Below are 22,484 nucleotides of genomic sequence, written 5' to 3' on the forward strand. Positions count from 1 at the left end.
TTCTTTCTACTATTCGCTTAAATTAAAAATCTCGTAAGGTTTATTACTTTGTTTTACCACCGATTCGGTTCTTTCAAAGTGTGTATCTGTAATAAATATTTGCCCGAATTCATCCTTATTTACTAGGTCGACAATTTGAGATACTCTGTTCTCATCTAACTTATCAAATATATCATCTAATAATAAAATCGGCGTAATATTAGACTGTTTTTTAATAAATTCAAACTGTGCCAATTTTAAAGCAATTAAATACGATTTCTGTTGACCTTGAGATCCGAATTTCTTAATCGGATACTCTCCTATTTCAAAATTTAAATCATCTTTATGAATTCCTACAGATGTATATTGTAAGATTTTATCCTTCTCTAAATTATTTTTTAATAACTCTTCAAAAGTAATATCATTCAATTGGCTTTTATAATGTAACGCAACTTTTTCCTTTTCATTGGAAATCATTTGATACTTTTCATTAAAAATAGGAACAAACTCCTTTAAAAACGTTTTCCTTTTCTCAAAAATCTCAGTTCCGTACAACATTAATTGTTCGTTGTATACATTTAAATTCAACTCATCAAAAGTCCTGTTGGCAGCGAAAAACTTTAACAATGCATTTCTTTGACTTACAACCTTATTATAGGATATTAAAGTTTTTAAATACTGTTTATCTTGTTGAGAAATTACACCATCAATAAACTTTCTTCTAGTATCGCTTCCTTCTATAATTAAATCTCTATCTGCAGGAGAAATAATAACCAATGGAAACTGTCCGATATGATCTGAGAAACGATCATAAACTTTACCATTTCTCTTTAACACTTTCTTCTGACCACGCTTTAAAGAGCAAATAATTTTTTCTAGTCTTTCGTTTACTAAATAATCTCCTTCAACAACAAAAAAATCTTGATTATGTCTAATATTTTGTCCAGCTATAGGATTAAAATAACTCTTTGAAAAGGATAGATAATAGATTGCATCAAGCACGTTAGTCTTACCTACACCGTTATTTCCCACGAAACAATTTATTTTTTTCTCGAAAGTAAATGTTTGGGATTCAATATTTTTAAAATTGACTAAGGATATTTTCTGTAAATACACTCGCTATGTTGTTTCTAGACACGAAGTGCAAAATAACGAAAAATCGGCTTTTAAAATCCAATTAAAAAAACTATTTTTGCGCCACTAATTTTATAAGAATTATGGCAACATATAAAAAGAGAGGATATAAACCTAAGAAAGAAAAGGTTGTAGATAATACTATTGAAGAGACATTTGACGAGTCGCAAAGTGATGTGGCTAAAGCGTTTGAAGGATTAGACCAAGCCGCTAACAAATCAGAAGAATGGATCGAAAAAAATAGTAAGCCTTTATTTTATGGTTTAGTTGGTGTAGCTGCTTTAATACTTTTATACTTAGGGTATACAAAGTTTATTTCAGAGCCAACAGAATTAGAAGCTTCTAACGAATTAGCTTATCCTAGATCTTTTTTCGATCAAGCTGAAACTTCTGCAGGTGTACAAGCTGATAGCTTATATACTTTAGGTTTAGAAGGTGGTGATGGAAAATATGGATTTTTAGACATCGCTCAAACTTACGGTGGAACAAAAGCTGGAAACTTAGCTAACTATTATGCTGGTATTTCTTACTTAAAGATGAAAAAATATCAGGAAGCTATCGAGTATTTAGATAACTTTAGTTCTGATGACGAATTATTAGGACCAACTGCTTTAGGTGCTATCGGAGATGCTTTTGCTGATATTAATCAACCTGACAATGCTCTTGAATATTATGAGAAAGCTGGAAATAAAAAAGACAATGAGTTTACTGCTCCTATGTTTTTATTTAAAGCTGGACAAACTGCTATGGAGTTAAAGAAGTATGGTAAAGCAGAAAGCTTATTCAATACAATCAAAGAAAAATACGCTACTACGCAAGTAGGAAGAAATATTGATAAATACATTAATAGCGCGAAATACGCTCAATAAACTATAATTCATTCCTCTAAAAAGAAGAATAATTTTAGATATGGCTACAACGAATTTATCATATTACGATAAAAACACCATCCCAAATGCGAAGGACTTTCGATTTGGGATTGTTGTTTCTGAATGGAATCCAGAAATAACAAAAAATCTTCATCAAGGAGCAATTGAAACTTTGATAGATTGTGGAGCAAAAAAAGAAAATATTATTTCTTGGGATGTTCCTGGAAGTTTCGAATTAATTTACGGGTGTAAAAAAATGTTAGAAACTGAAAATCTTGACGCAATAATTGCTATTGGAAATGTAATCCAAGGAGAAACAAAACATTTTGATTTTGTTTGTGATGGAGTAACTCAAGGAATTAAGGATTTAAACATTAAATACGATGTTCCTGTAATCTTTTGTGTATTAACAGATAACACCAGACAACAATCGATTGACAGATCAGGTGGAGCGTTAGGAAACAAAGGAGTTGAATGCGCGGTTGCTGCAGTTAAAATGGCAGCCATTAAAAATATCGGAAGAAATACCAACAGCGTTGGTTTCTAGTTTTTATTCTTAGAATAGTAAATATACATTTAAAGAAGTCAAGATTTAACCGTCTTGACTTTTTTAATTTATAGAACTTACTTGATAGCTTATCATTTATTCCGTAATTTTGATTTACGTTTTTTTGGTGTGGTTTTTGACCTATTAATAAAAACTACAATTATTTTATCATGGGAATCTTTAAAAAAGAACATAAAAAGTTTGAATACAAACCTCGTTACTACAAAGGAGACGGGAATCCTTATGAATTTAAGCATAAGTTTGATGAATACAGAACTACTGTAGGTAAGAGAAAATCTTTAAAAGATAAATTCACTACAGCACTTGACGAGTTCAAATCTTCTGAACACGGAGGGTTTAACAAAACTATAGTATTTATTATCATTATTTTAACGCTTATTTTCCTGTATTTAATCGATTTTGATCTTTCTATATTTTTGCAAAATTAATGTCAGATATTATTCAATTACTTCCAGACCATGTTGCTAATCAAATAGCAGCTGGTGAAGTTGTTCAACGCCCTGCATCAGTTGTTAAGGAATTATTAGAAAATGCTATAGATGCTGGAGCTACTTCCATTACATTATTATTAAAAGATGCTGGAAAAACATTAGTCCAAGTAATTGACAATGGAAAAGGAATGAGCACTACAGATGCTCGTTTATGTTTTGAACGACATGCAACTTCTAAAATTAAAAATGCTGAGGATTTATTTAATTTAAATACGAAAGGATTTAGAGGCGAAGCATTGGCATCAATTGCTGCAATTGCTCATGTTGAATTGAAAACTAAACAAGAAAATGAAGAGTTAGGTACTTGTATTAAAATTGAAGGAAGTAATGTGGTTTCTCAAGATGTCACCTCTACTCCCAAAGGAACGAGTTTAGCTGTTAAAAATCTGTTTTACAATATACCAGCCCGCAGAAACTTTTTAAAATCGGATACGGTTGAAACTAGGCATATCATTGATGAATTTCAACGCGTTGCTTTGGCACATCCGAATATTGCCTTTGTATTACATCATAATAATAATGAGGTTTACAACTTAAAAAGCAGTAACCTAAAAAAGCGAATAGTTTCTATTTTTGGTAATAAGACTAATGAAAAATTAGTTCCTGTTGATGAACATACCGATATCATTTCAATTAAAGGATTTGTTGCAAAACCTGAGTTCGCTAAAAAGAAAAGAGGAGAACAATTCTTTTTTGTTAATGATAGATTCATTAAAAGTTCATATTTAAATCATGCGGTAAATAGTGCTTTTGAAGGATTGTTGGAACAAGGATCTCATCCAACATATTTCATTTATTTCGAAGTTCCACCAAATACTATCGATATCAATATCCACCCAACAAAAACTGAGGTGAAATTTGATAATGAGAAAGCGTTGTATGCAATTATTAGAGCAACAGTAAAACATAGTTTAGGTCAGTATAACGTGGCACCTGTTTTAGATTTCAATAGAGATGCAACTTTGGATACACCTTATGATTTTAAAAATAAATCTAGTGTATCGACACCTAAAATTATTGTTGACCCGACATTTAATCCGTTTAAAAACGAAACCTTAGATAAGAATCCAGTTCAAACCGAAAGACTAAGAACTAGTTCTACTAAAACTTATCAAAGTAATTTTAAAAAGGACACTGGAAGCTGGGAGTCTTTATATGCGAATTTAAATACAGAATCATTCAGCTCTACAAATACGCAAGAGGAGTTATTTGAGAGTGAAAAAGAGACGGAAACAGGAAAAACTTTTCAGGTTCAGAAAAAATATATTTTAAGCACAATCAAATCAGGAGTTGTGTTAATTCATCAGACTTTAGCACATCAACGTGTATTGTATGAAGAATATTTAGAACATATTACCGTTAAAGAAGCTAACAGCCAGCAATTATTGTTTCCTATTAATATTTCATTTTCAACAACAGATATTGAAATGATTACAGGAATGAAAGCGGATTTAGAAAGTGCCGGTTTTGTGTTTAATGAAATTACAAAGGATACAGTTGTTATTGGAGGTATTCCAACTTCTATTTCTGAAAGTCAAATTACCTTGATTTTAGAACAATTATTAGACGATATAAAGTTAGAAGTGCCTGATGCAAGTTTTAGTCATTTTGATGTAATGGCAAAATCATTTGCAAAATCGTTAGCCATAAAAACAGGAACGGTATTATCTGGAAAAGAACAAGAAACCTTAGTGAATAATTTATTTTCATGTAAAGAACCTAGTGTTTCTCCCCTTGGAAAACCAACATTTAAAACCTTAACTTTACAAGAAATTGATACTATTTTTAGTAAGTAAAAAATGAATAGACTAACTACAGCTATAAAACACCTTATTATAATCAATGTGATTTTGTTTTTCGTTCCCAAATTAATGGGAATGGATTTAACAAGAATACTTGCATTATACTTCCCAAAAAACGAATATTTCGGATTTTGGCAATATGTATCGCACATGTTCATGCATGGAAGCGAATTCCATATTTTATTTAATATGTATGGTTTATGGGCTTTTGGAACACCTTTAGAGCAAATGTGGGGTAAGAATAAGTTTTTATTCTTCTATTTTTCTGCGGGAATTGGAGCTGGGTTAATTTATAGCTTAGTTAACTACTATCAATTTAACGGTTTCTATGAGCAATTAATAAATTCTGGATTAACTGTGACCGATATCCAAAGCATATTGGATACAGGGAAATATAACGCCGATATTATACAATTGACAAATAAAGAAATGAGTGAATTTTACTCACTCTATCATACCCCAGCTGTCGGAGCTTCGGGTGCAGTATATGGTATTTTAGTTGCATTTGGATTAGCATTCCCGAATGCGAAATTAGCCTTGATATTTTTACCGGTACCAATTGCCGCAAAATATTTTATACCATTAATGATTTTTGGTGATTTATTCTTTGGAGTTACAAAATACTCAATTGGAAATGTAGCACACTTCGCTCACGTTGGTGGAGCATTAATTGGCTTTATTATTGCTTGGTATTGGAAGAAAAATCAATTCAAAATAAGATAATCTACTATGGAAAATTTAAAGCAACATTTTTCTAGAGCTTCTATGTTAGAGAAAATCATTTACATAAACATTGCTGTTTTTATGTTAGAATTATTGATTTCCTCTTTTACAGGCCTATACAGAAGTCAACTAAACTTTATAGATCAATGGTTTGCTTTATCTTCTTCTTTGGATGCATATATCACTAAACCATGGTCAATTGTATCCTATGGTTTTTTACATGCAGGTTTTTTTCATATACTTTTTAACTGTTTCGCTCTATACATCTTTGGTAGACTATTCACTGAATATTTTACCCAAAAGCAACTACTTAACTTTTATTTATTAGGAACTATTTTTGGTGGATTATTCTTTTTAATTGCTACTAATACATTTCCTTTCTTTCTTGGTAAAAGTCTAATTTTAGTTGGCGCATCTGCTGGTGTATATGCCATAATGGTTGGAATTGCTACTTACATACCAAATTATGAATTAAGAATCCCACTTGTAAACTTATACATTAAATTATGGCAGTTGGTTGCATTTTTTATTGTTATGAATTTAATCAGTTTATCTGGTGGTAATGGCGGAGGACATTTTGCTCATTTAGGAGGAGCTTTGTTTGGTTTCTTATATGTGAGTAGAGCTAGCAATAAAGAACTCAACCTATTTGAAAATATTAGTAAATGGTTTAAAAGAGATAAAAGCAATTTAAAAACCGTTTATAAATCTGATAATCCTACCCCAAGAAGAAAAGACACTTTGCGTAAATCTGATAATCAAAAAAAGATCGATGAAATTTTAGATAAAATCGGTAAATCTGGTTACGATGCGCTTACAAAAGAAGAAAAAGAATTCTTATTTAAGCAAGGAAACCCAAAATAATGGCTAAGAAAAATCAGTTTAATTTATTTCAAAAATTGCTCTATTTTATAAATTCGATTGTTGCAACTATACTGTTACTTTCTTATTTTCTAGCTTTTGTTTCTCCTAAAACCATTCCTGTATTTTCTGTAGCTAGTTTAGCTGTTCCTTTTTTAATTGTTTTAAATCTTGTATTTCTGATTTATTGGGTAATTAAACTCAAAAAACATTTTATTCTTTCAGGGATTGTTTTAGCTTTTGGTTGGTTATTTTTCCCTCCATTTGTAAAACTTTCTAAAAAGAGCATTGCATTGAATTCAGATGTAAAAGTGATGAGTTATAATGTTCGTATGTTCAATATTTATAACTGGATTGAAGAGAAGGATATTGATCAAAAAATCATGACTTTTATTAATGAAAAAGAACCTGATATCCTCGCTTTACAAGAATACTACGATTCAAAAGATAGAAAATTCAACTACCCATACAGTTATTTTGTACCTAAATCACAAAAAAATAATTTTGGACTAGCGATTTTCTCTAAGTACAAAATTCTAAACAAAGGATCTTTAGACTTTAAAAAAAGTGCTAACAATGCCATATTTATCGATATTCTAAAAGGAAAAGATACTGTTAGGGTTTACAACATACATTTACAATCGTTAAAACTAAATCCACAAAAAGAAAATTTTGGAGAAGCTAACTCTGAAAAATTAGTAGATCGATTAAAAACTGGATTTAAAAAACAGGCTTCACAAGTTGAATCATTCCTAGCTCACGAAAAAAATTGGAAAGGGAAAAAAGTAATTTGCGGAGACTTTAACAATACAGCATTTTCGTGGGTGTATCGTCAAATTAGTAAAAATAAAAAAGACGCCTTCGAAGTTGCTGGAAGCGGATTAGGAAAAACATTTAACTACTTCTTCCCTATTCGAATTGATTTTATTCTTACGGATGAAAAAACTAAGATTCATAGTTTTACTACCTTTTCAGAAAAATTATCTGATCACTTCCCCGTAATGTCAAGAATAAATTTCGAATAGCTATATTAGCAATCGATTAAAATCTAATAAATTCTAACTTTCATGGAACACTTTGATGTAGCTGTAATAGGTAGCGGACCATCGGGAGCATCAACTGCTTTTCACTTAGCAAAAAAAGGAATTTCAACAGTACTTATTGAAAAAGAAAAACTACCGAGGTATAAGACTTGTGGTGGTGGTTTTGTATACAGAGGAAGAAAAAATCTTCCTTTTGATATTAGTTCTGTTATTGAGCGTGAATTTCATACTGTTGATGTTTTCTTAGGAAATACATTACACTTTCAAACCGTAAGAGAAGAGCCTACGATTACAATGATCATGAGAGATTCTTTTGATAATTTAATTGTAGAAGAAGCGAAAAAACAAGGAGTTACTTTATTAGAAGAAAACAAATTAACGGATATTAGTTTCGATAATGACGTAGCGATACTTACAACAGATAAAAATACCATATCTGCTAAATTTGTAGTTGCCGCTGATGGAGCTTTAAGTCCGACTGCGAAAATGGCGGGATGGACAGAAGAAACTAGAAAATTAATTCCTGCATTAGAATATGAGATTGAAGTTCCTGAAGAGGATTTCAATCGATTAAAAGATCAAGTTAGATTTGATATCGATGCAATTCCATATGGTTATGCTTGGAATTTCCCAAAGAAAAATCACCTTTCAGTAGGTGTAGCTTCTACAAAGAAAGCGAGAATCAATTTAAAGAAATATTATCAAGAATATCTTGAGACTATTGGAATAAAAACCATTTTAAAGGAATCTCAACATGGATTTCAAATTCCAATTGCTCCAAGAACTGATGGTTTTGTAAAAAGAAATGTATTCCTAATTGGTGATGCTGCTGGTTTTGCTGATCCAATTACTGCTGAAGGAATTTCAAACGCAATTTACAGTGGAGTGTTAGTTGCTGATGCAATTAGCGAAAGTGAATTGAATTTAGAAAAAGCTTCAGCTCTTTATGAGGTAAAACTACATGAAAAGCTAATTCCAGAAATTAAAACTGGATTATGGTTAGCGAAATGGTTTTACGAGCAAAAAACTATTAGAAATGTAATGCTTAAAAAATACGGCCAGCGATTTAGTGATGCAATGGCAGACGTTTTCCATGGAGACAGATCTTATCCAACCGATATTAAACAGGCCATTACTAGAAAAATTAAAGAACTTGTATTCTAAATAAAAAAGCCTCTCGATTACATCGAGAGGCTTTTCTTTTTCTTCTTAATTTTCTACGAAAATCTTTCCCTATTCAATTATGAATCGTTTATTCGCCTTAGTGAATTCATTTTCTAATCTTAGAATATAAACTCCAGACTCATATCGATCGATATTGATAGCTCTGTTATTATTTAAAGTTCCTCTATCTAAAACTTGACCTAACATATTAATTACGCTATATCTAGTATTAGACAAGTTATTACTTGAACTAATAATTTTTAATAGATTTCCTTTTTTAACTGGCACAGGAGCAACTGTTAAAGATGCTAATACATTCTCATCTTCATCTCCTAAAACATCAACTCTAGTTCCAAAACTAGCAGTTTCAACTAATGAAGCACTACAAGAACCTTCGTAAATTCTCACATTCGTGAATGTAGAAGTATTTCCAGATCCTGCATCATTATCATTAATGAATACTAATCTATCCATAGTTCCCGTATAAGAATCTCCTACTGGAATCACATACGTTTGAGTTCCACCAGCATAATTATCAAAGTTTGTAATACCATAGTTTTGAGTACCATGCACTTTGAAATATCTCGTAGATGTTAATGTATTATCATCTTCGAATCCAATACCATGAATCTCACCTTGAGACGTACTACTAAATTCAAATTCAATAACTGTATTAGCAGTAACAGTATAATTTAACGGAATGTACTTCCATGTATTATTAGTTAACGTTAAAGAAGCTCCTCCATTTCCAACAGAGAAATTACCTGCTGAATCTTGATTAGAGAATGGCGTAATTGTGAAACTATTGAAATCTAATGAAGCACAACCAGGGTCAGGATTTCCAGAATCCTCACCAATAGAAATTGCATCTAAAGCAATATCACTTTGCCATCCACTAGTTCCAGAACCAGTAACAACGGTAAATCTAATCTGTACACTAGACTCTCCTGCATAAGCAGTTAAATCAACATTTGCAGCATTCCATTGATTACCTTTATTACCATTTTGACTGAATATTGAAGTCCAAGCACCAGTATTATTAGTTCTAGCTTCAGCAGTTAATGAATTAATTGCACTACCAAACATGTGGTATTGGAATTGTAAACTTGGAGTTGACAAAGAACTGAAGTTTAAACAAGGAGAGTTTAAAATTGCAGTTTTATTTGGGAACCCTGTTCCATCACCAGAAGCTTCAACATAAATATATGTTGCACCATCTGCTCCCGAACTCGGACCTGTATTACTAGAAGGTGTTCCTCCTGTATCTCTAGTGAAATCGATATCATCTCCAGAAGTTGCATTTTCCCAGCTTCCAAAACTTGATTCAAAACTTTCACTAAATGGATATGAAGTAATTTCTCCATTACATCCGCCTGGATCTGGAGTAGTTCCTCCATTTTGAATTGCTACTGCATCTAATGCAATATCACTTTGCCATCCACTAGTTCCAGTACCTGTAACAACAATAAATCTTAATTGCACACTAGCTTGACTAGCATAAGCTGCTAAATCAACACTTGCTGCATTCCACTGATTTCCTTGATCTCCAGTTTGTGTAAACACAGCTGTCCAATCACCAGTATTATCTGTTCTAGCTTCAACCGTTAACGAGTTAATAGCACTTCCGAACATATGATATTGGAATGATAAATTCGGATTTGTTAATGATGAGAAATTCAAACAAGGAGAATTTAATACCGCTCTTTTATTTGGGAATCCTGTTCCATCTCCAGAAGCTTCAACATAAATATATGTAGAACCATCAGACGCAGCACTCGGTCCTGTATTACTTGAAGGAGTTCCTCCAGAATTTCTAGTAAAATCTACATCATCTCCAGAAGTTGCGTTAGACCACTCTCCAAAATTAGTTTCAAAGCTTTCACTAAACGGGAATGTAGTTACATCTCCTGAACATACATCTGGTGTTGGGTCTGGACCACCACCATCACAAGGATTCACAAAAGAAACCGTTTGATCTGAATTCGTATTTGTTCCTCCATTTGAATTTTCATTCGCTCCTTCTCCTACACCTCTTTCAGCAAATGCTTTCCAAATTAAACATCTGTATTGACCTCCATATAAATCTTGGTCAGCTTGTAAAATTCCATCACGACCAGAAACGAATCCTGGGTTGTTAGCCGTATTTTTTAATCCTTCGATTACTAAAGCCATCGCAATGTTATTTCCTCCAGTTCCGTTATAAAAATCTGGATCGAATCCTTCTTGATCAACTAATAACCAAGTCATATCCCAAAGTATTGTTGCGAAAGCATAACCAACACCGTGAGGTACAGCCAATCCATTGATATCAGCATAATCTGTATTATTGATCGATCTGTTTGTAGAGTAAGGTGTTGGACGAATACCAGGACCAGCATCATTTTGTCCTAAAACGTAGTTACCTACTCCTCTACTATCAGTTCCTTGATCTCCAGCTTTCATTGTAAGCATTAGTCCAAACCAATCAGACCATCCTTCTCCCATTTGCTCAGAACCACCTAAAGTATTACTATTTCTACCACCAACTAAACGGGTAGAAATACCATGACCGTATTCGTGAGCAATAATTACGTTATCAAAAGAACCATCTCTCCCAGGGTTCGTTTGATTCCATAAGAACATTTGCATTCGAGGGTTTCCTCCATCTCCAGGAGTTGCAAAGTTTGCGTTGTTCGTTCCACTACCATCTTGCGAATCAGCATTCACAGAATCACTTCCAGAACCACCTTTTCCGTAGTTGTTTTCTTGGAAGTTTCCACTAGCCTCATCAAATCCGTACTGATACCACACATCATGCATGATATTATTCCAGTAGAATAAATTTGTAGTAGAAGCGTCTCTATAATTAGCAGGAGATTGATTTAAGTTCACTGGAAAATCAAAATCTAAACCAGTTCCTCCACTAGGTGAAGCTCCAGTTCCGTTATTTCCATTTGCATCTTCTTGTGCCCAAACATTATTACCTCTAGTTATATTAAACTCAGCACCAGCAGCTCCATTTGTATCATGCCATCCAAAAGGTGAAGCAGTTAAATTAGCTGGATCAGTAACAATTGTTCTTCCTCCATCATCTGGATCAGATAAAGGCATTGCATAAACGTTATAAGAATCAGGAGCAACCATCATTGATTTAGTACCAAAAGGAATTCCAGAATTCTTTTCTACAAAGTTCTTAGTTTCTTTATGATTGTGATTATCACCTTTCACATGTGTATGCTCAACTTCACCGAAGTTACACGTGATTACCCAATTATCTTCGGCAATAATCTTACTAGAAGAAATATCTACAAAACTATTCCACCAGTTTTGTCCTCCTTCTTCATAAAGGTTAATATTCCAACATAATTTCAACTCATTATCTTGAAAAACATAAACTTTTTTAGCTGTAATAGGCTCATTATCTTCAGTAATTCCTGAATTCAAAAAATGAATTTCATCATCACCACTATTAGATCTTTTAGTTGTTCTAATTAGGTTTGCTGATGATTTCAAATTATGAGTAGTAATTACCGATTGAATAGCTGCCTCTGGAGTAATACCAGTAGTTTTAGATGAAGTTAATTTGGCTGCAATGTTCGGAACAAATTGATCAATTGCATAATTAACTTTATTATTTATTACAGACATGTTATACGTACCATTGACAATAGGAATATTATTGTGATACTGTGTAACGTAATAGTGTGTAAGACCTTTTTTCAATGAAGAAGCTGTACTAGTAACTTTCCATTCAGAAAAATCTAAAGAAGCATCTTTACTTTTCTTCTTTAAACTATTAAAATGCTGTTGAATTACACCTATATCTTTGGGAGTGGAATTTTGGCCATAGGCGATTAGGGACAGCAGGAATGCTGTCATTAATAGGAAGGGTTTTTTCATAATTAATTGATTATTAATGGTTATGCTGAAAGTTAAAGAATTATTAAATTAAAAAATATTTAACTTAAAAAATAAACAAAATAAAACCCTTTGTTATTTTTTATAACAAATTCAAAAAATATTTACAAATAAGACATAAAATATTAAAAAATACTCAATTTACCGCTTAAACACTCGCTTTAAGTCTAGTAAATCAATAGGATTTATACCCAATCCGTTCACATTCTTACGTGAAAATCGAATAACTTCATCGTAATACAATGGTATTACTGGAGCTTCGTTAATTAAGATACTATCCATTTTTTGATACATTACATAGCGTTTACTATTATCAACTTCTTGTATCGATTTCTCATAAAGATTATCAAAATTTTCATTTGAAAAATGAGTATAGTTTGGGCCGTTAGGGGTGAAGTTTTTGGAATAAAAAAGCGATAAATAATTTTCTGCATCAGGATAATCAGCAATCCAACTAGCTCTAAAAATTGGAAGTTTACCATTTGCCTTCCCTTGCCTTAATGTAGAAGGAGGAATTACATCTACATTAACACTCAAACCTATATTTTGCAATTCACGTTGAATAAATTCGCACAAATCTAAATAGCTACTATTAGTAGTTATTGTAATTACAACATTTGAATTACCAGTAACTTTTTTATATTCTTCAATTAAGGATTGAGCCTTTTGAGGCTGATAAGTATATCCTTTTTGATTATTAAAAGAAGGAAGACCTTTGGGCACAAATCCATTTAACGCAGGAGTTCCTATGTTGTTTCTTAAAAATGTTATCATTTTCACTCTGTCAAAACCGTAATTAATCGCCTGTCTAATAAGTTTTGACTTAATTGGAGTCTTAGATTCTCCACCGATAAAAAAACCTAAATATTCTGTATTTAAATAAGCACCTTTCTGCATGACAACTTCTTCCTTATACTTTTCAACAAGCTCTCCAGAAGTAGTAACCATCTCATCCTTGTACGAAGCATCTAAACTTTTCATAAAATCTAAATTCCCTTGAATAAACTGAAGAAACTCACTTTGCTTATCTGGCAAAAACGTAACTGCGACAGCTTCTAAATACGGTAAAGATTTTCCTTTTTCATCTTTCTCAAAATAGTATTCATTCTTTCGCAATACTAACTTTGTGTTTTCTACCCAAAGTTTAAACTTAAAAGGGCCCGTTCCTATTGGATTCGATCTAAATTCTTTACCATAAAATTCCACAACTTCTTTTGGAACAACGGAACAATATTTCATACTCAACAAACCAAGAAATGGCGGGAACGCTTGTTTAAGCTGTATTGTAAAGATAGAATCATTCTCAGCTTTAAAATTATCGACATTTTGCAAAACCCATCCTCCAGGTGATGCCACATTTTCATCCAAAAGTCGAGTAAATGAATATTCAAAATCATTAGCCATTACTTTTCTTGTTCCTTTTTCTCCAAATAATTTATGCTTATGAAAATAAACATCATCTCTCAAAGTAAAACGGTAAACCTTACCATCATCTGAAATATCCCATTTTTTAGCTAAACTAGGTTTTACATGAAGTGAATCATCTAACTGAACTAACCCATTAAATAATTGATTTACAACCCAAATATTTCTTTGGTCTTTAGCGAAAGCAGGATCCAATGAAGTTACATTAGAATGTTCATTGTACCTAAAAACCTCATCATCCTTAAACTTAGATTCTTTTTTAGCACAAGAAGTAAAACACAAAATTGAAAAAAGTAGCAAAGAGTAAAGCACACTCTTTAAACAACCTACCAAGCCCCTATTTGGTTTAAACATGAATATCCAAATTTTAAAATAGTCTTGTAAATATAAAGGTTAAATCTCCTAAAACGTGACTTTGTTAGCACCATCATCCAGCAATACCATCAAAACACGAATCAAACCATCTTAATAAAACTGTAATTATCTTATTTTAAATGTTAAATACTTAACATATTCTCAAAAAATGTTAAAATACACATTAAATGAATCCAAATACCGAAATTATGTTAAAAAAATAAATTATAACCACACATTAACTAAAATTGATAAACATTAATCAATGAAAAACACAAAAAAATGAATAAAAAGCTCCAGAAAGCCATTTCAATACTCTTAAAAAAATGTTAATTTAAGTTAATTTTTGTTAAAGTTTTACAGATATTATTTTACAAAAACACCTTAAATTTTACTCACCTGAAATAAAGTAAATCTCTTTATTTTACTAATGCTACACTGTTGCGTTTATAAGTTAAATCAGGTCAAAAAACACCACCTATACACTACTGTAAAACAACGCCTTACAGGTAAACCACTGATTTTTTTATCTTCTAAATCGATACATTTGCGTCAAATAAATATTTAATCAACCATGAAAAATTTAATTAAATTAACGCTGACTGCCATGACGGCAGCACTTGTGATTACCTCTTGTCAAAATGAAGGTAACAATGCAAACACAGATCAAAATGTAGAGGCAACTGCAAACGATGGTAACATCATTCCAGGGCAATACATTGTTGTTTTTAACGAAACAAAAATCGCGTCTGCTTCGAAATCATTAGGTGATGTAACTTTTACAGACAGAAAAGCGAAAGCAAAATCTGTTGATAATCTATCAGAAGTTTCTATTCGTAAAATGAACGAAGTTATTAGCACTTACAATTTAGATGAAAAGAGAGTTTTAAACTACTACACTACTAAAATTTCTGGTATGGCTATCAAATTATCTAATGCTGAATTTGAAGCTTTATCAAAAGATCCTTCTGTAGCATTTATTGAGCATGACAGAGTTGTAGAACTTCCAAAATTTGAAGTTGAAAGTACGATTCAACATAACGATGCTCAAAAAATGGCTCAACAAACTCCATGTGGAATTTCTAGAGCTGGTGGTTTTGCTAACGGATCAGGAAAAAACCAATGGATTTGGGTTATTGATAGTGGAATTGATTTAGATCACCCAGATTTAAATGTTGTTACAAACTCTACTTATGCTAGATCTTTTGTTGGTGGAAGCGCAAACGATTGTAACGGTCACGGTACTCACGTTGCTGGAACAGCTGCTGCAATTAACAACGGAACTGGAGTTGTTGGTGTTTCTGCTGGAGCTAGTGTAGTTCCTGTAAGAGTATTTGGTTGTAGCGGAGGAAGTGCTACTTCTACAATCTTAGCTGGAATTAACCATGTTGGTAGATATGACATCGCTGGAGATGTTGCTAACTTAAGTTTAGGTGGATATTTCGGATCTGGATGTTCTTCTAGTTCTTCATATAGAAGTGCTTTACAAGGATTAGGAAATTCAGGAACTTATGTTGCTATTGCAGCTGGAAACAGTAGTGCAAATGCAGCATTTTATGATCCTGCATGTATCAACGGAAATCGTATTTATACTGTTGCATCAATGACATGTAATCGTGGTTTCTCTTCTTTCTCTAACTATAACATGAATCCAATTGATGTTATCGCAACTGGAAGCAGTGTATTAAGTACATATTTAAATGGTGGATACGCTACTTTAAGTGGAACTTCTATGGCTTCACCTCACGTTGCTGGAATTATGCACGCAAGAGGAAGTGGACCTAGAACTTCGGGTTCTGTTTCAAATAGAGGAGAATCTTATCCAATTGCTGTAAGATAATTACGGACAACGAATTTGATATTTGATAAACTATTACCACTTGTTTCAAATGAAACAAGTGGTTTTCTAATTTATTATCTTAAAGAATTTATAATTCGAGCTCATACATAGTTTCAGGCAATCCAATATCATCGCTAATAAAATCTTTCACCTTTCTAAATCCCATTTTTATTAAAATTCGCTCAGAAGCAACATTAGCATTTACAACGTTACCAATTATCTTTTTCATTCCAATTTCCTTACAATAACTTATCAACCCTTTACAAGTTTCAGTTGCATAACCATTACCCCAATACCTCTCAATAAATCGATACCCTATTTCATCATTTCCATCTTCATCTTTAACCAAAGCTACCGTTCCTACAAACTTTTCATCACCTTTATTTACAATTGCATAAATCCAAAAGTCATTTGTTTCTATTTCATACTTTTCTATCAAATCTACTAACTCCTTTTTACATTCATCTAGGGTCTTTACCTCTCCCGTAGCGTATTGCAAAACCTTGGCATTACTTTCTAATTCAAAAAAAGGTTGTAAATCACTTATTAACAACTTTCTAATTACTAGTCTTTCAGTTTCAAAAATCATTTTCAATATTGTACTTTTGCAGTTGCTTAAATGTACAAGAATGAATGCGGAAAAAAAAGTAGCTTTTTACACCTTAGGATGCAAATTAAACTTTTCAGAAACTTCTACGATTGCAAGAAACTTTGTTAACGAAGGATTCAGTAGAGTAGAATTTGAAGAGAAAGCAGATATTTATGTGATTAACACTTGTTCTGTAACTGATAATGCTGACAAACGATTTAAAACTATTGTAAAATCAGCTTTGAAACAAAACTCTGAAGCTTTTTTAATTGCTGTAGGTTGTTACGCACAATTAAAACCGGAGGAATTGGCTAATGTTGATGGTGTTGATTTAGTTTTAGGTGCTACCGAAAAGTTTAATGTTACAAGCTACATTAATGATCTTACCAAAAATGATGTTGGAGAAGTTCATTCTTGTGAAATTGAAGATGCGGATTTCTATGTTGGATCATATTCCATAGGTGATAGAACTCGAGCTTTTTTAAAAGTTCAAGATGGTTGTGACTACAAATGCACATATTGTACAATTCCATTAGCTAGAGGAATCTCCAGAAGTGATACTCTAGAAAATGTATTAAAAAATGCTAAAGAAATTTCCGAGAAAAACATCAAAGAAATTGTTCTTACTGGTGTTAATATTGGTGATTATGGTAAAGGTGAATTTGGCAACAAAAAACATGAACATACTTTTCTTGAATTAGTACAGAATTTAGATAAAGTTGAAGGGATTCATAGATTAAGAATTTCATCTATCGAACCCAATCTCTTAAAGGATGAAACTATTGATTTTGTAGCTAACTCTGATACTTTTGTTCCTCATTTTCATATTCCTTTACAGTCAGGTAGTGATACTCTTTTGAAGAAAATGAAACGTAGATACTTGAGAAAGGTTTACACAGATAGAGTTTCAAAAATCAAAGAAGTTATGCCAAACGCTTGTATTGGCGTTGACGTAATTGTAGGTTTCCCTGGAGAAACAGATGAATTATTCTTAGAAACATATAACTACTTATCGGAATTAGATATTTCTTATCTACACGTTTTCACCTATTCTGAAAGACCAAACACAGAAGCTGTTTTAATGGATGGAGTTGTTCCTAAAAATGTTCGCTCTAAAAGAAGCAAAATGCTACGTGGACTTTCTGTTAAGAAAAGAAGAGCTTTTTATGAAAGTCAATTAGGAAATACGCTTACTGTTTTATTCGAGAGTGAAAATAAAGAAGGATATATACATGGATTTACGGAAAACTATGTGAAGGTAAAAACTCCTTGGAATCCAGAATTAGTAAACACTTTACATAAAGTAACATTGACAAAAATAGATGATGATGGACTAGTGCGTTTCAACTTTGTTGATACCAAAGTAATTGCTTAAATTAACATCATTAATTATTATCCCTATTAAAAAATTCAATTATGAGACTATTATGTATGTTTGTCTTATTATTGGCATTGAGTTGTAGCACTCCTAAAGAGAAAGCACCGAACAATGACAATACTACAGAACAAAAAGCAAAAGAAAAACCTCCTGTTAGTACCGTTGATAATTATAAAAATCAACTTATTGCAGTTTTGAGTAATCCAAATAAAGTAGAAACTGCTAAGGCTATAATAACAAATACTGGTTTAAAATGGAAAAAGATGATTTTAGATGATACTACTTCTAAAATTGTGACCATTGAAGTTCCAGATGGAAACGTAGACGAGTGGTTGAAAAGATTAAGTAACAATGAAGAATTCAGAGTAATTAAAATAAACTCTGCAGAAACACAAGAGGAACTAATCAACAAGGAAAAGAATAACTTAATTTCTTTACGTAAAACTAAATGTTTTGGAGACTGTCCTACGTATACTCTTTTTATAGATAAAGATGGTAATGTGTCTTATGAAGGAAAGGAATATGTTTTAGAAAAGGGAACCAAGGAATTTAAACTTACCGAAGAAGAATTAAGCAATATAAATACTTTATTAACTAAAAAAGACTTTTCTTCATTTAAAGACGTTTATGATAATCCGAAGATAATGGATTTACCAAGTACGTTTGTTATTTATAATGGAAAACAAATTCAGATTCGATTATGGAATGATGATGTTCCTGAAGAATTAATGGAATTAAACGAATACATTGAAGGAATTCTTTTAGAAAAAAAATTCTTTGAATAACATATGAAAGAAAAAACTCATTTATATTTTGTCCCGGGATTGGCGGCGAATACAAAGATATTTGAGTATTTAAAATTTGATGATTCTTTATTTGAAGCACATTTCTTAGATTGGATTATTCCACTTTCTATAGATGAAAGCATTGAAAGCTACGCTTCAAGAATGTGCGAATTAATCTCACATGAAAATCCGATATTAATAGGAGTTTCCTTTGGAGGTGTTATGGTTCAAGAGATGAGTAAAATAATCAACCCTCAAAAAACGATTATCATCTCAAGCATAAAAAGTAATAAAGAATTACCGAATCGTTTAAAATTTGCTCAAAAGACTAAGGCTTACAAACTATTTCCGACGAAAATAGTTGAAAACATTGAAGATTATGAACACTTATTTTTAGGTGATTATCTTAAAAAGAGAGCTGAACTATACAAAATGTATTTATCCATTAGAAATGCAACTTACTTAGAATGGGCAATACACAATGTTTTAAATTGGAAACAAGATTTTGAGTTGGAAAACATAATTCATATTCATGGTAATAAAGATGAAGTTTTCCCGTCTAAACACATTAAAAATTACATTGAAATTAACAATGGTACACATATAATGATCTTGAATAAAGCAAGAGTAATTTCCGAAATACTCGAGGAACAATGTACATGTTAATTCAGTTATAAACACATAATATATGAAGTCGATCATTTTACGCATATTATTTTTAGTCGCTGTAGTAACTACAGGTTTCTTCCTTTTAAACCTTACCAAGGTAAAACCGGATAGCACAGAAAAACCTATCACCGCCAAAGACTCGATTATTGTTTCTAAAAGTGTAAGTGACACCTATGAAGTAAAAGCCATTAAAGTTCCAGAATATATTGAGTTTGCTGGAGAAAGAGTTCCGTTGGAAAAAGCTGATATTTTCGAACGATTAGATAGAGAATTATTAGTTAATACATATTGGCAATCAAACGCACTATTATTAATTAAGAGAGCTAACAAGTTCTTTCCTTTAATTGAACCTCTTCTAAAAAAATACAATTTACCTGATGACTTTAAATACTTATGTGTTGCAGAGAGCGCTTTGATTCAAGTTCCTTCTCATAAAGGAGCTGCTGGTTATTGGCATTTTCTAAGAGCAACAGGTCGTCAATACGGACTGGAAGTGAACGACAATGTTGATGAACGATATAATTTAGAATTATCTACAAAAGCTGCAGCCAAATATTTAAATGACTCTAAAAGAAAATTCGGAAGTTGGACATTAGCCGCTGCTGGATATAATGCAGGTAATGCACGAATTTCAAAACGATTAAAAGAACAAAAAGTTTCTAACTACTATGATTTGCTATTAAACGTGGAAACAGGTAGATATGTATTTCGAATCTTAGCCTTAAAAGAAATCATGACTAACCCTAAAAAATATGGTTTCCTTTATGAAAAGGAGGATTTATATACTTTTCCCAAAGTAAAAGAGATTATTGTTGATACAGCAATTGATGATATCGCTGATTTCGCAAAACAATACAATATCACCTATAAAGAACTAAAACTAGTTAATCCTTGGTTAAGAGAAACTAAACTAGTTAATAGAAGTGCTAAAGAATACAAACTTAAAATACCAATAGAATAATAAATAAAAAAGCTTGCCAATTGCAAGCTTTTTTATTTATCTATATCTTTCAGATTTATTAATAATCTAACTTTTTCAGATAATCTAGCTTTAACTGCCAAATATCAAGCTGTTCCTTAAATTCCTGAATACCTTTTCTAACATTTTGAACCAAAGGATTATCTTCAGTTGCATTAGATATAAAGCTCAAGTTATTCTCTAACTGTTGCATCTCTCTTACGGTCTCAGTAATTTTCTTACGAATAAAGAATTGCTCATTATCAAGTTTTCTATAATCTTCTTGAGCGAATAAATTATCAACAACATTTCTAAACTTCATCATTTCAATCTCCTCTCTTCCTAAGTTTAACTTAGTCAATTTAGCATCAACTTCTTTATTAAACTTACCATCTAAATGACGAGCATTTCTTGGTAATGCTCCAAGTTCTCTCCATTTTAAGATTGTCTCTTTCACATCATCAATTGTTAAGCTATCATTGGCCTTGAAATCTTCAATAAACTTCTTTTTAGCAACAACTACAGCCTCTTGTTCTTGAGATACTCCATCTCTATGCGCATTCAATCTATCAAAATAATGGTTACATGCAGTCTTGAAACGGTTCCAGATTTCATCAGAAAATTTTCTTGGTACATGACCAATTTTCTTCCAATCTGACTGAATGCGCTTCATCGTATTTGTAGTTGCATCCCAGTCATCGCTATCCTTTAAACTTTCAGCTAGCTCCACTAGTTCCATTTTCTTCTTCAGATTATCTGTCTGAGAAGATTTCTCTTGTTTATAGAACGTATTTTTAGCTGTATTAAATCTTTTGGTAGCTTCTTTTAATTTCTGCCAAACAGCTTCACTTTTATTGTAAGGAAGCTTTCCTACATCGAAATATTTCTTACGTAACGCTTCAATTTCTTTTATGCTATTCTGCCAGTCTTTATGTGTTTTATTCTTTGAAAAATCATAGTTACTGATTTGCTCAACAACTTCTAATTTTTCATTAATTATATCTTGATGTTTTGACTTTAAATCACGATAATAATCATGACGTTTATCATGTAATTTTTTAGTCGCATTGCTAAACTTCGTCCAAACATCTTCTCTAAATTCTCTACTTACAGGACCTACCTCTTCTTTCCATAGACGATGTAATTCTTGCAACTCCTTAAAAGCAGCATTTACATCTTCCATTTCATGTAAAGCCTCGGCTCTTTGAATTAGTTTTAATTTTTCTTCTAAATTGTGTTTAAAATCTAATTCTCTGAAGTCTTGATTTAAATGTAGTAAATCATAGAAACGCTCTACGTGATGGTGATATGTTTTCCAAGTATCATTGTATCTAGTTCTAGGAACTGGACCAATAGATTTCCACTGTTCTTGAATTTTCTGAAAATCATTATACATTGTTTTTGGCTCTGCATTTTCAATTAAGTTTTTCAGCTCCTCAATTAATGTATTTCTTTTCTCTAAATTGTTCTTTAATTGATCATCAAGTTGTTTGTAGTAACGATCGCGCTTTTCTTTATAATCCTTTAATAACTTATTATATTCCGTCTTAATAGGACTAGAAAACTGAAAATCTATAGAATTACCACCTTGTGATAAAAACTCTTCTTTCTTCTCAGATAATAATTTACCAAACTTGAGGTTGAATGCATTTTTAATTGCATCTGCATTCTTTTTAATTAACTGTACAGGATTATTCTTTAAAAGACTTTGTAGTTCAGAAACTAATTTATCTAATTCCATTGTGCCGTAATCTAGCATTGGAATTTCCTGAGTTTCTTCTTTCTCAGAATTCTCAGCAACCACGTTTTCTATTTCGTTTACTGCTGCTTCAGTTTGTGTCGTTTGTTCAATTTGGTTTTGCGCTTCTTCCTTTGTGTTTTCCCCCAAGCTGTTATCATTATTTTCTAACATATGAATAATGTTTAAAGTTCCAGTTTTGTTTATGCTAAAGATA

Annotated in this window: 18 protein-coding genes; 13 read left to right on the plus strand and 5 right to left on the minus strand. The window is 31.8% G+C overall.

The features are described from left to right. Positions 1-9 precede the first annotated feature (9 nt). Positions 10-1,095 carry a DNA replication/repair protein RecF gene (gene recF, locus ABNT61_RS06195; protein ID WP_348745259.1) on the minus strand — a complete coding sequence of 362 codons (1,086 nt, stop codon included), beginning with the start codon at positions 1,093-1,095 and terminating at the stop codon, positions 10-12. Positions 1,096-1,196: 101 nt separating this feature from the next. Here recF and ABNT61_RS06200 point away from each other — a divergent pair, with 101 nt between their 5' ends. The 8 genes from ABNT61_RS06200 to ABNT61_RS06235 all read left to right on the plus strand — a co-directional run bounded on the left by ABNT61_RS06200 (position 1,197) and on the right by ABNT61_RS06235 (position 8,634). Next, positions 1,197-1,982 carry a tetratricopeptide repeat protein gene (locus ABNT61_RS06200; RefSeq protein WP_348742742.1) on the plus strand — a complete coding sequence of 262 codons (786 nt, stop codon included), beginning with the start codon at positions 1,197-1,199 and terminating at the stop codon, positions 1,980-1,982. Positions 1,983-2,022: 40 nt separating this feature from the next. Next, positions 2,023-2,529, plus strand: coding sequence for a 6,7-dimethyl-8-ribityllumazine synthase (ribH, locus tag ABNT61_RS06205; protein ID WP_348745260.1), 507 nt, complete (start codon positions 2,023-2,025; stop codon positions 2,527-2,529). Between the two features lie 170 nt (positions 2,530-2,699). Continuing rightward, positions 2,700-2,978, plus strand: a complete 279-nt coding sequence (locus ABNT61_RS06210) for a riboflavin synthase subunit beta (protein WP_348713169.1) — start codon at positions 2,700-2,702, stop codon at positions 2,976-2,978. After that, entirely contained in the window at positions 2,978-4,837 is a 1,860-nt protein-coding gene (mutL, locus tag ABNT61_RS06215; protein ID WP_348745261.1) for a DNA mismatch repair endonuclease MutL, read from the plus strand. Before ABNT61_RS06210 ends, mutL begins: the two co-directional genes overlap by 1 nt. Positions 4,838-4,840: 3 nt before the next feature. Then, positions 4,841-5,566 carry a rhomboid family intramembrane serine protease gene (locus ABNT61_RS06220; RefSeq protein ID WP_348745262.1) on the plus strand — a complete coding sequence of 242 codons (726 nt, stop codon included), beginning with the start codon at positions 4,841-4,843 and terminating at the stop codon, positions 5,564-5,566. Between the two features lie 6 nt (positions 5,567-5,572). Continuing rightward, a complete protein-coding gene (locus ABNT61_RS06225) occupies positions 5,573-6,430 on the plus strand; it encodes a rhomboid family intramembrane serine protease (RefSeq protein ID WP_348745263.1) in 858 nt (285 codons plus the stop codon). Continuing rightward, positions 6,430-7,452: an endonuclease/exonuclease/phosphatase family protein gene (locus ABNT61_RS06230; RefSeq protein WP_348745264.1), complete on the plus strand. Its 1,023-nt coding sequence runs from the start codon at positions 6,430-6,432 to the stop codon at positions 7,450-7,452. Before ABNT61_RS06225 ends, ABNT61_RS06230 begins: the two co-directional genes overlap by 1 nt. Before the next feature lie 42 nt (positions 7,453-7,494). Continuing rightward, positions 7,495-8,634, plus strand: a complete 1,140-nt coding sequence (locus tag ABNT61_RS06235; protein WP_348745265.1) for a geranylgeranyl reductase family protein — start codon at positions 7,495-7,497, stop codon at positions 8,632-8,634. A 69-nt stretch (positions 8,635-8,703) separates the two neighbouring features. Here ABNT61_RS06235 and ABNT61_RS06240 read toward each other — a convergent pair whose 3' ends face one another. Continuing rightward, positions 8,704-12,513 (minus strand): M36 family metallopeptidase, encoded by a 3,810-nt coding sequence (locus tag ABNT61_RS06240; protein ID WP_348745266.1) that lies wholly within the window; start codon positions 12,511-12,513, stop codon positions 8,704-8,706. 159 nt (positions 12,514-12,672) lie between these two features. Next, the gene (locus ABNT61_RS06245) at positions 12,673-14,310 is read right to left on the minus strand and encodes an ABC transporter substrate-binding protein (RefSeq protein WP_348745267.1); all 1,638 of its coding nucleotides are present in this window, start codon (positions 14,308-14,310) and stop codon (positions 12,673-12,675) included. A 574-nt stretch (positions 14,311-14,884) separates the two neighbouring features. On the opposite strand from ABNT61_RS06245, the gene ABNT61_RS06250 reads away from it, so the two are divergent. After that, positions 14,885-16,150, plus strand: a complete 1,266-nt coding sequence (locus ABNT61_RS06250) for a S8 family serine peptidase (protein ID WP_348724341.1) — start codon at positions 14,885-14,887, stop codon at positions 16,148-16,150. Between the two features lie 88 nt (positions 16,151-16,238). On the opposite strand, the gene ABNT61_RS06255 is transcribed toward ABNT61_RS06250, so the two are convergent. Next, positions 16,239-16,739 (minus strand): GNAT family N-acetyltransferase, encoded by a 501-nt coding sequence (locus tag ABNT61_RS06255; protein WP_348745268.1) that lies wholly within the window; start codon positions 16,737-16,739, stop codon positions 16,239-16,241. Between the two features lie 40 nt (positions 16,740-16,779). On the opposite strand from ABNT61_RS06255, the gene mtaB reads away from it, so the two are divergent. From mtaB to ABNT61_RS06275, 4 genes are read left to right on the plus strand one after another with little or no spacing between them, the layout of a single operon-like run. Further along, the gene (gene mtaB, locus ABNT61_RS06260; protein WP_348745269.1) at positions 16,780-18,114 is read left to right on the plus strand and encodes a tRNA (N(6)-L-threonylcarbamoyladenosine(37)-C(2))-methylthiotransferase MtaB; all 1,335 of its coding nucleotides are present in this window, start codon (positions 16,780-16,782) and stop codon (positions 18,112-18,114) included. A gap of 41 nt (positions 18,115-18,155) precedes the next feature. Next, the gene (locus ABNT61_RS06265) at positions 18,156-18,902 is read left to right on the plus strand and encodes a DUF6438 domain-containing protein (RefSeq protein WP_348745270.1); all 747 of its coding nucleotides are present in this window, start codon (positions 18,156-18,158) and stop codon (positions 18,900-18,902) included. Between the two features lie 3 nt (positions 18,903-18,905). Then, on the plus strand, positions 18,906-19,568 hold the full coding sequence (locus ABNT61_RS06270; protein WP_348745271.1) for an alpha/beta hydrolase: 663 nt from the start codon (positions 18,906-18,908) through the stop codon (positions 19,566-19,568). Between the two features lie 22 nt (positions 19,569-19,590). After that, positions 19,591-20,532 (plus strand): lytic transglycosylase domain-containing protein, encoded by a 942-nt coding sequence (locus ABNT61_RS06275; RefSeq protein WP_348745272.1) that lies wholly within the window; start codon positions 19,591-19,593, stop codon positions 20,530-20,532. A gap of 58 nt (positions 20,533-20,590) precedes the next feature. Here the strand turns inward: ABNT61_RS06275 and ABNT61_RS06280 are convergent, their stop codons facing one another. Further along, complete coding sequence (locus ABNT61_RS06280) at positions 20,591-22,441, minus strand: DUF349 domain-containing protein (protein ID WP_348745273.1); 1,851 nt, start codon at positions 22,439-22,441, stop codon at positions 20,591-20,593. Positions 22,442-22,484: the final 43 nt, after the last annotated feature.

Origin of the sequence: Tenacibaculum sp. 190524A05c (assembly GCF_964036595.1) — a bacterium.
Lineage (GTDB): Bacteria > Bacteroidota > Bacteroidia > Flavobacteriales > Flavobacteriaceae > Polaribacter > Polaribacter platacis.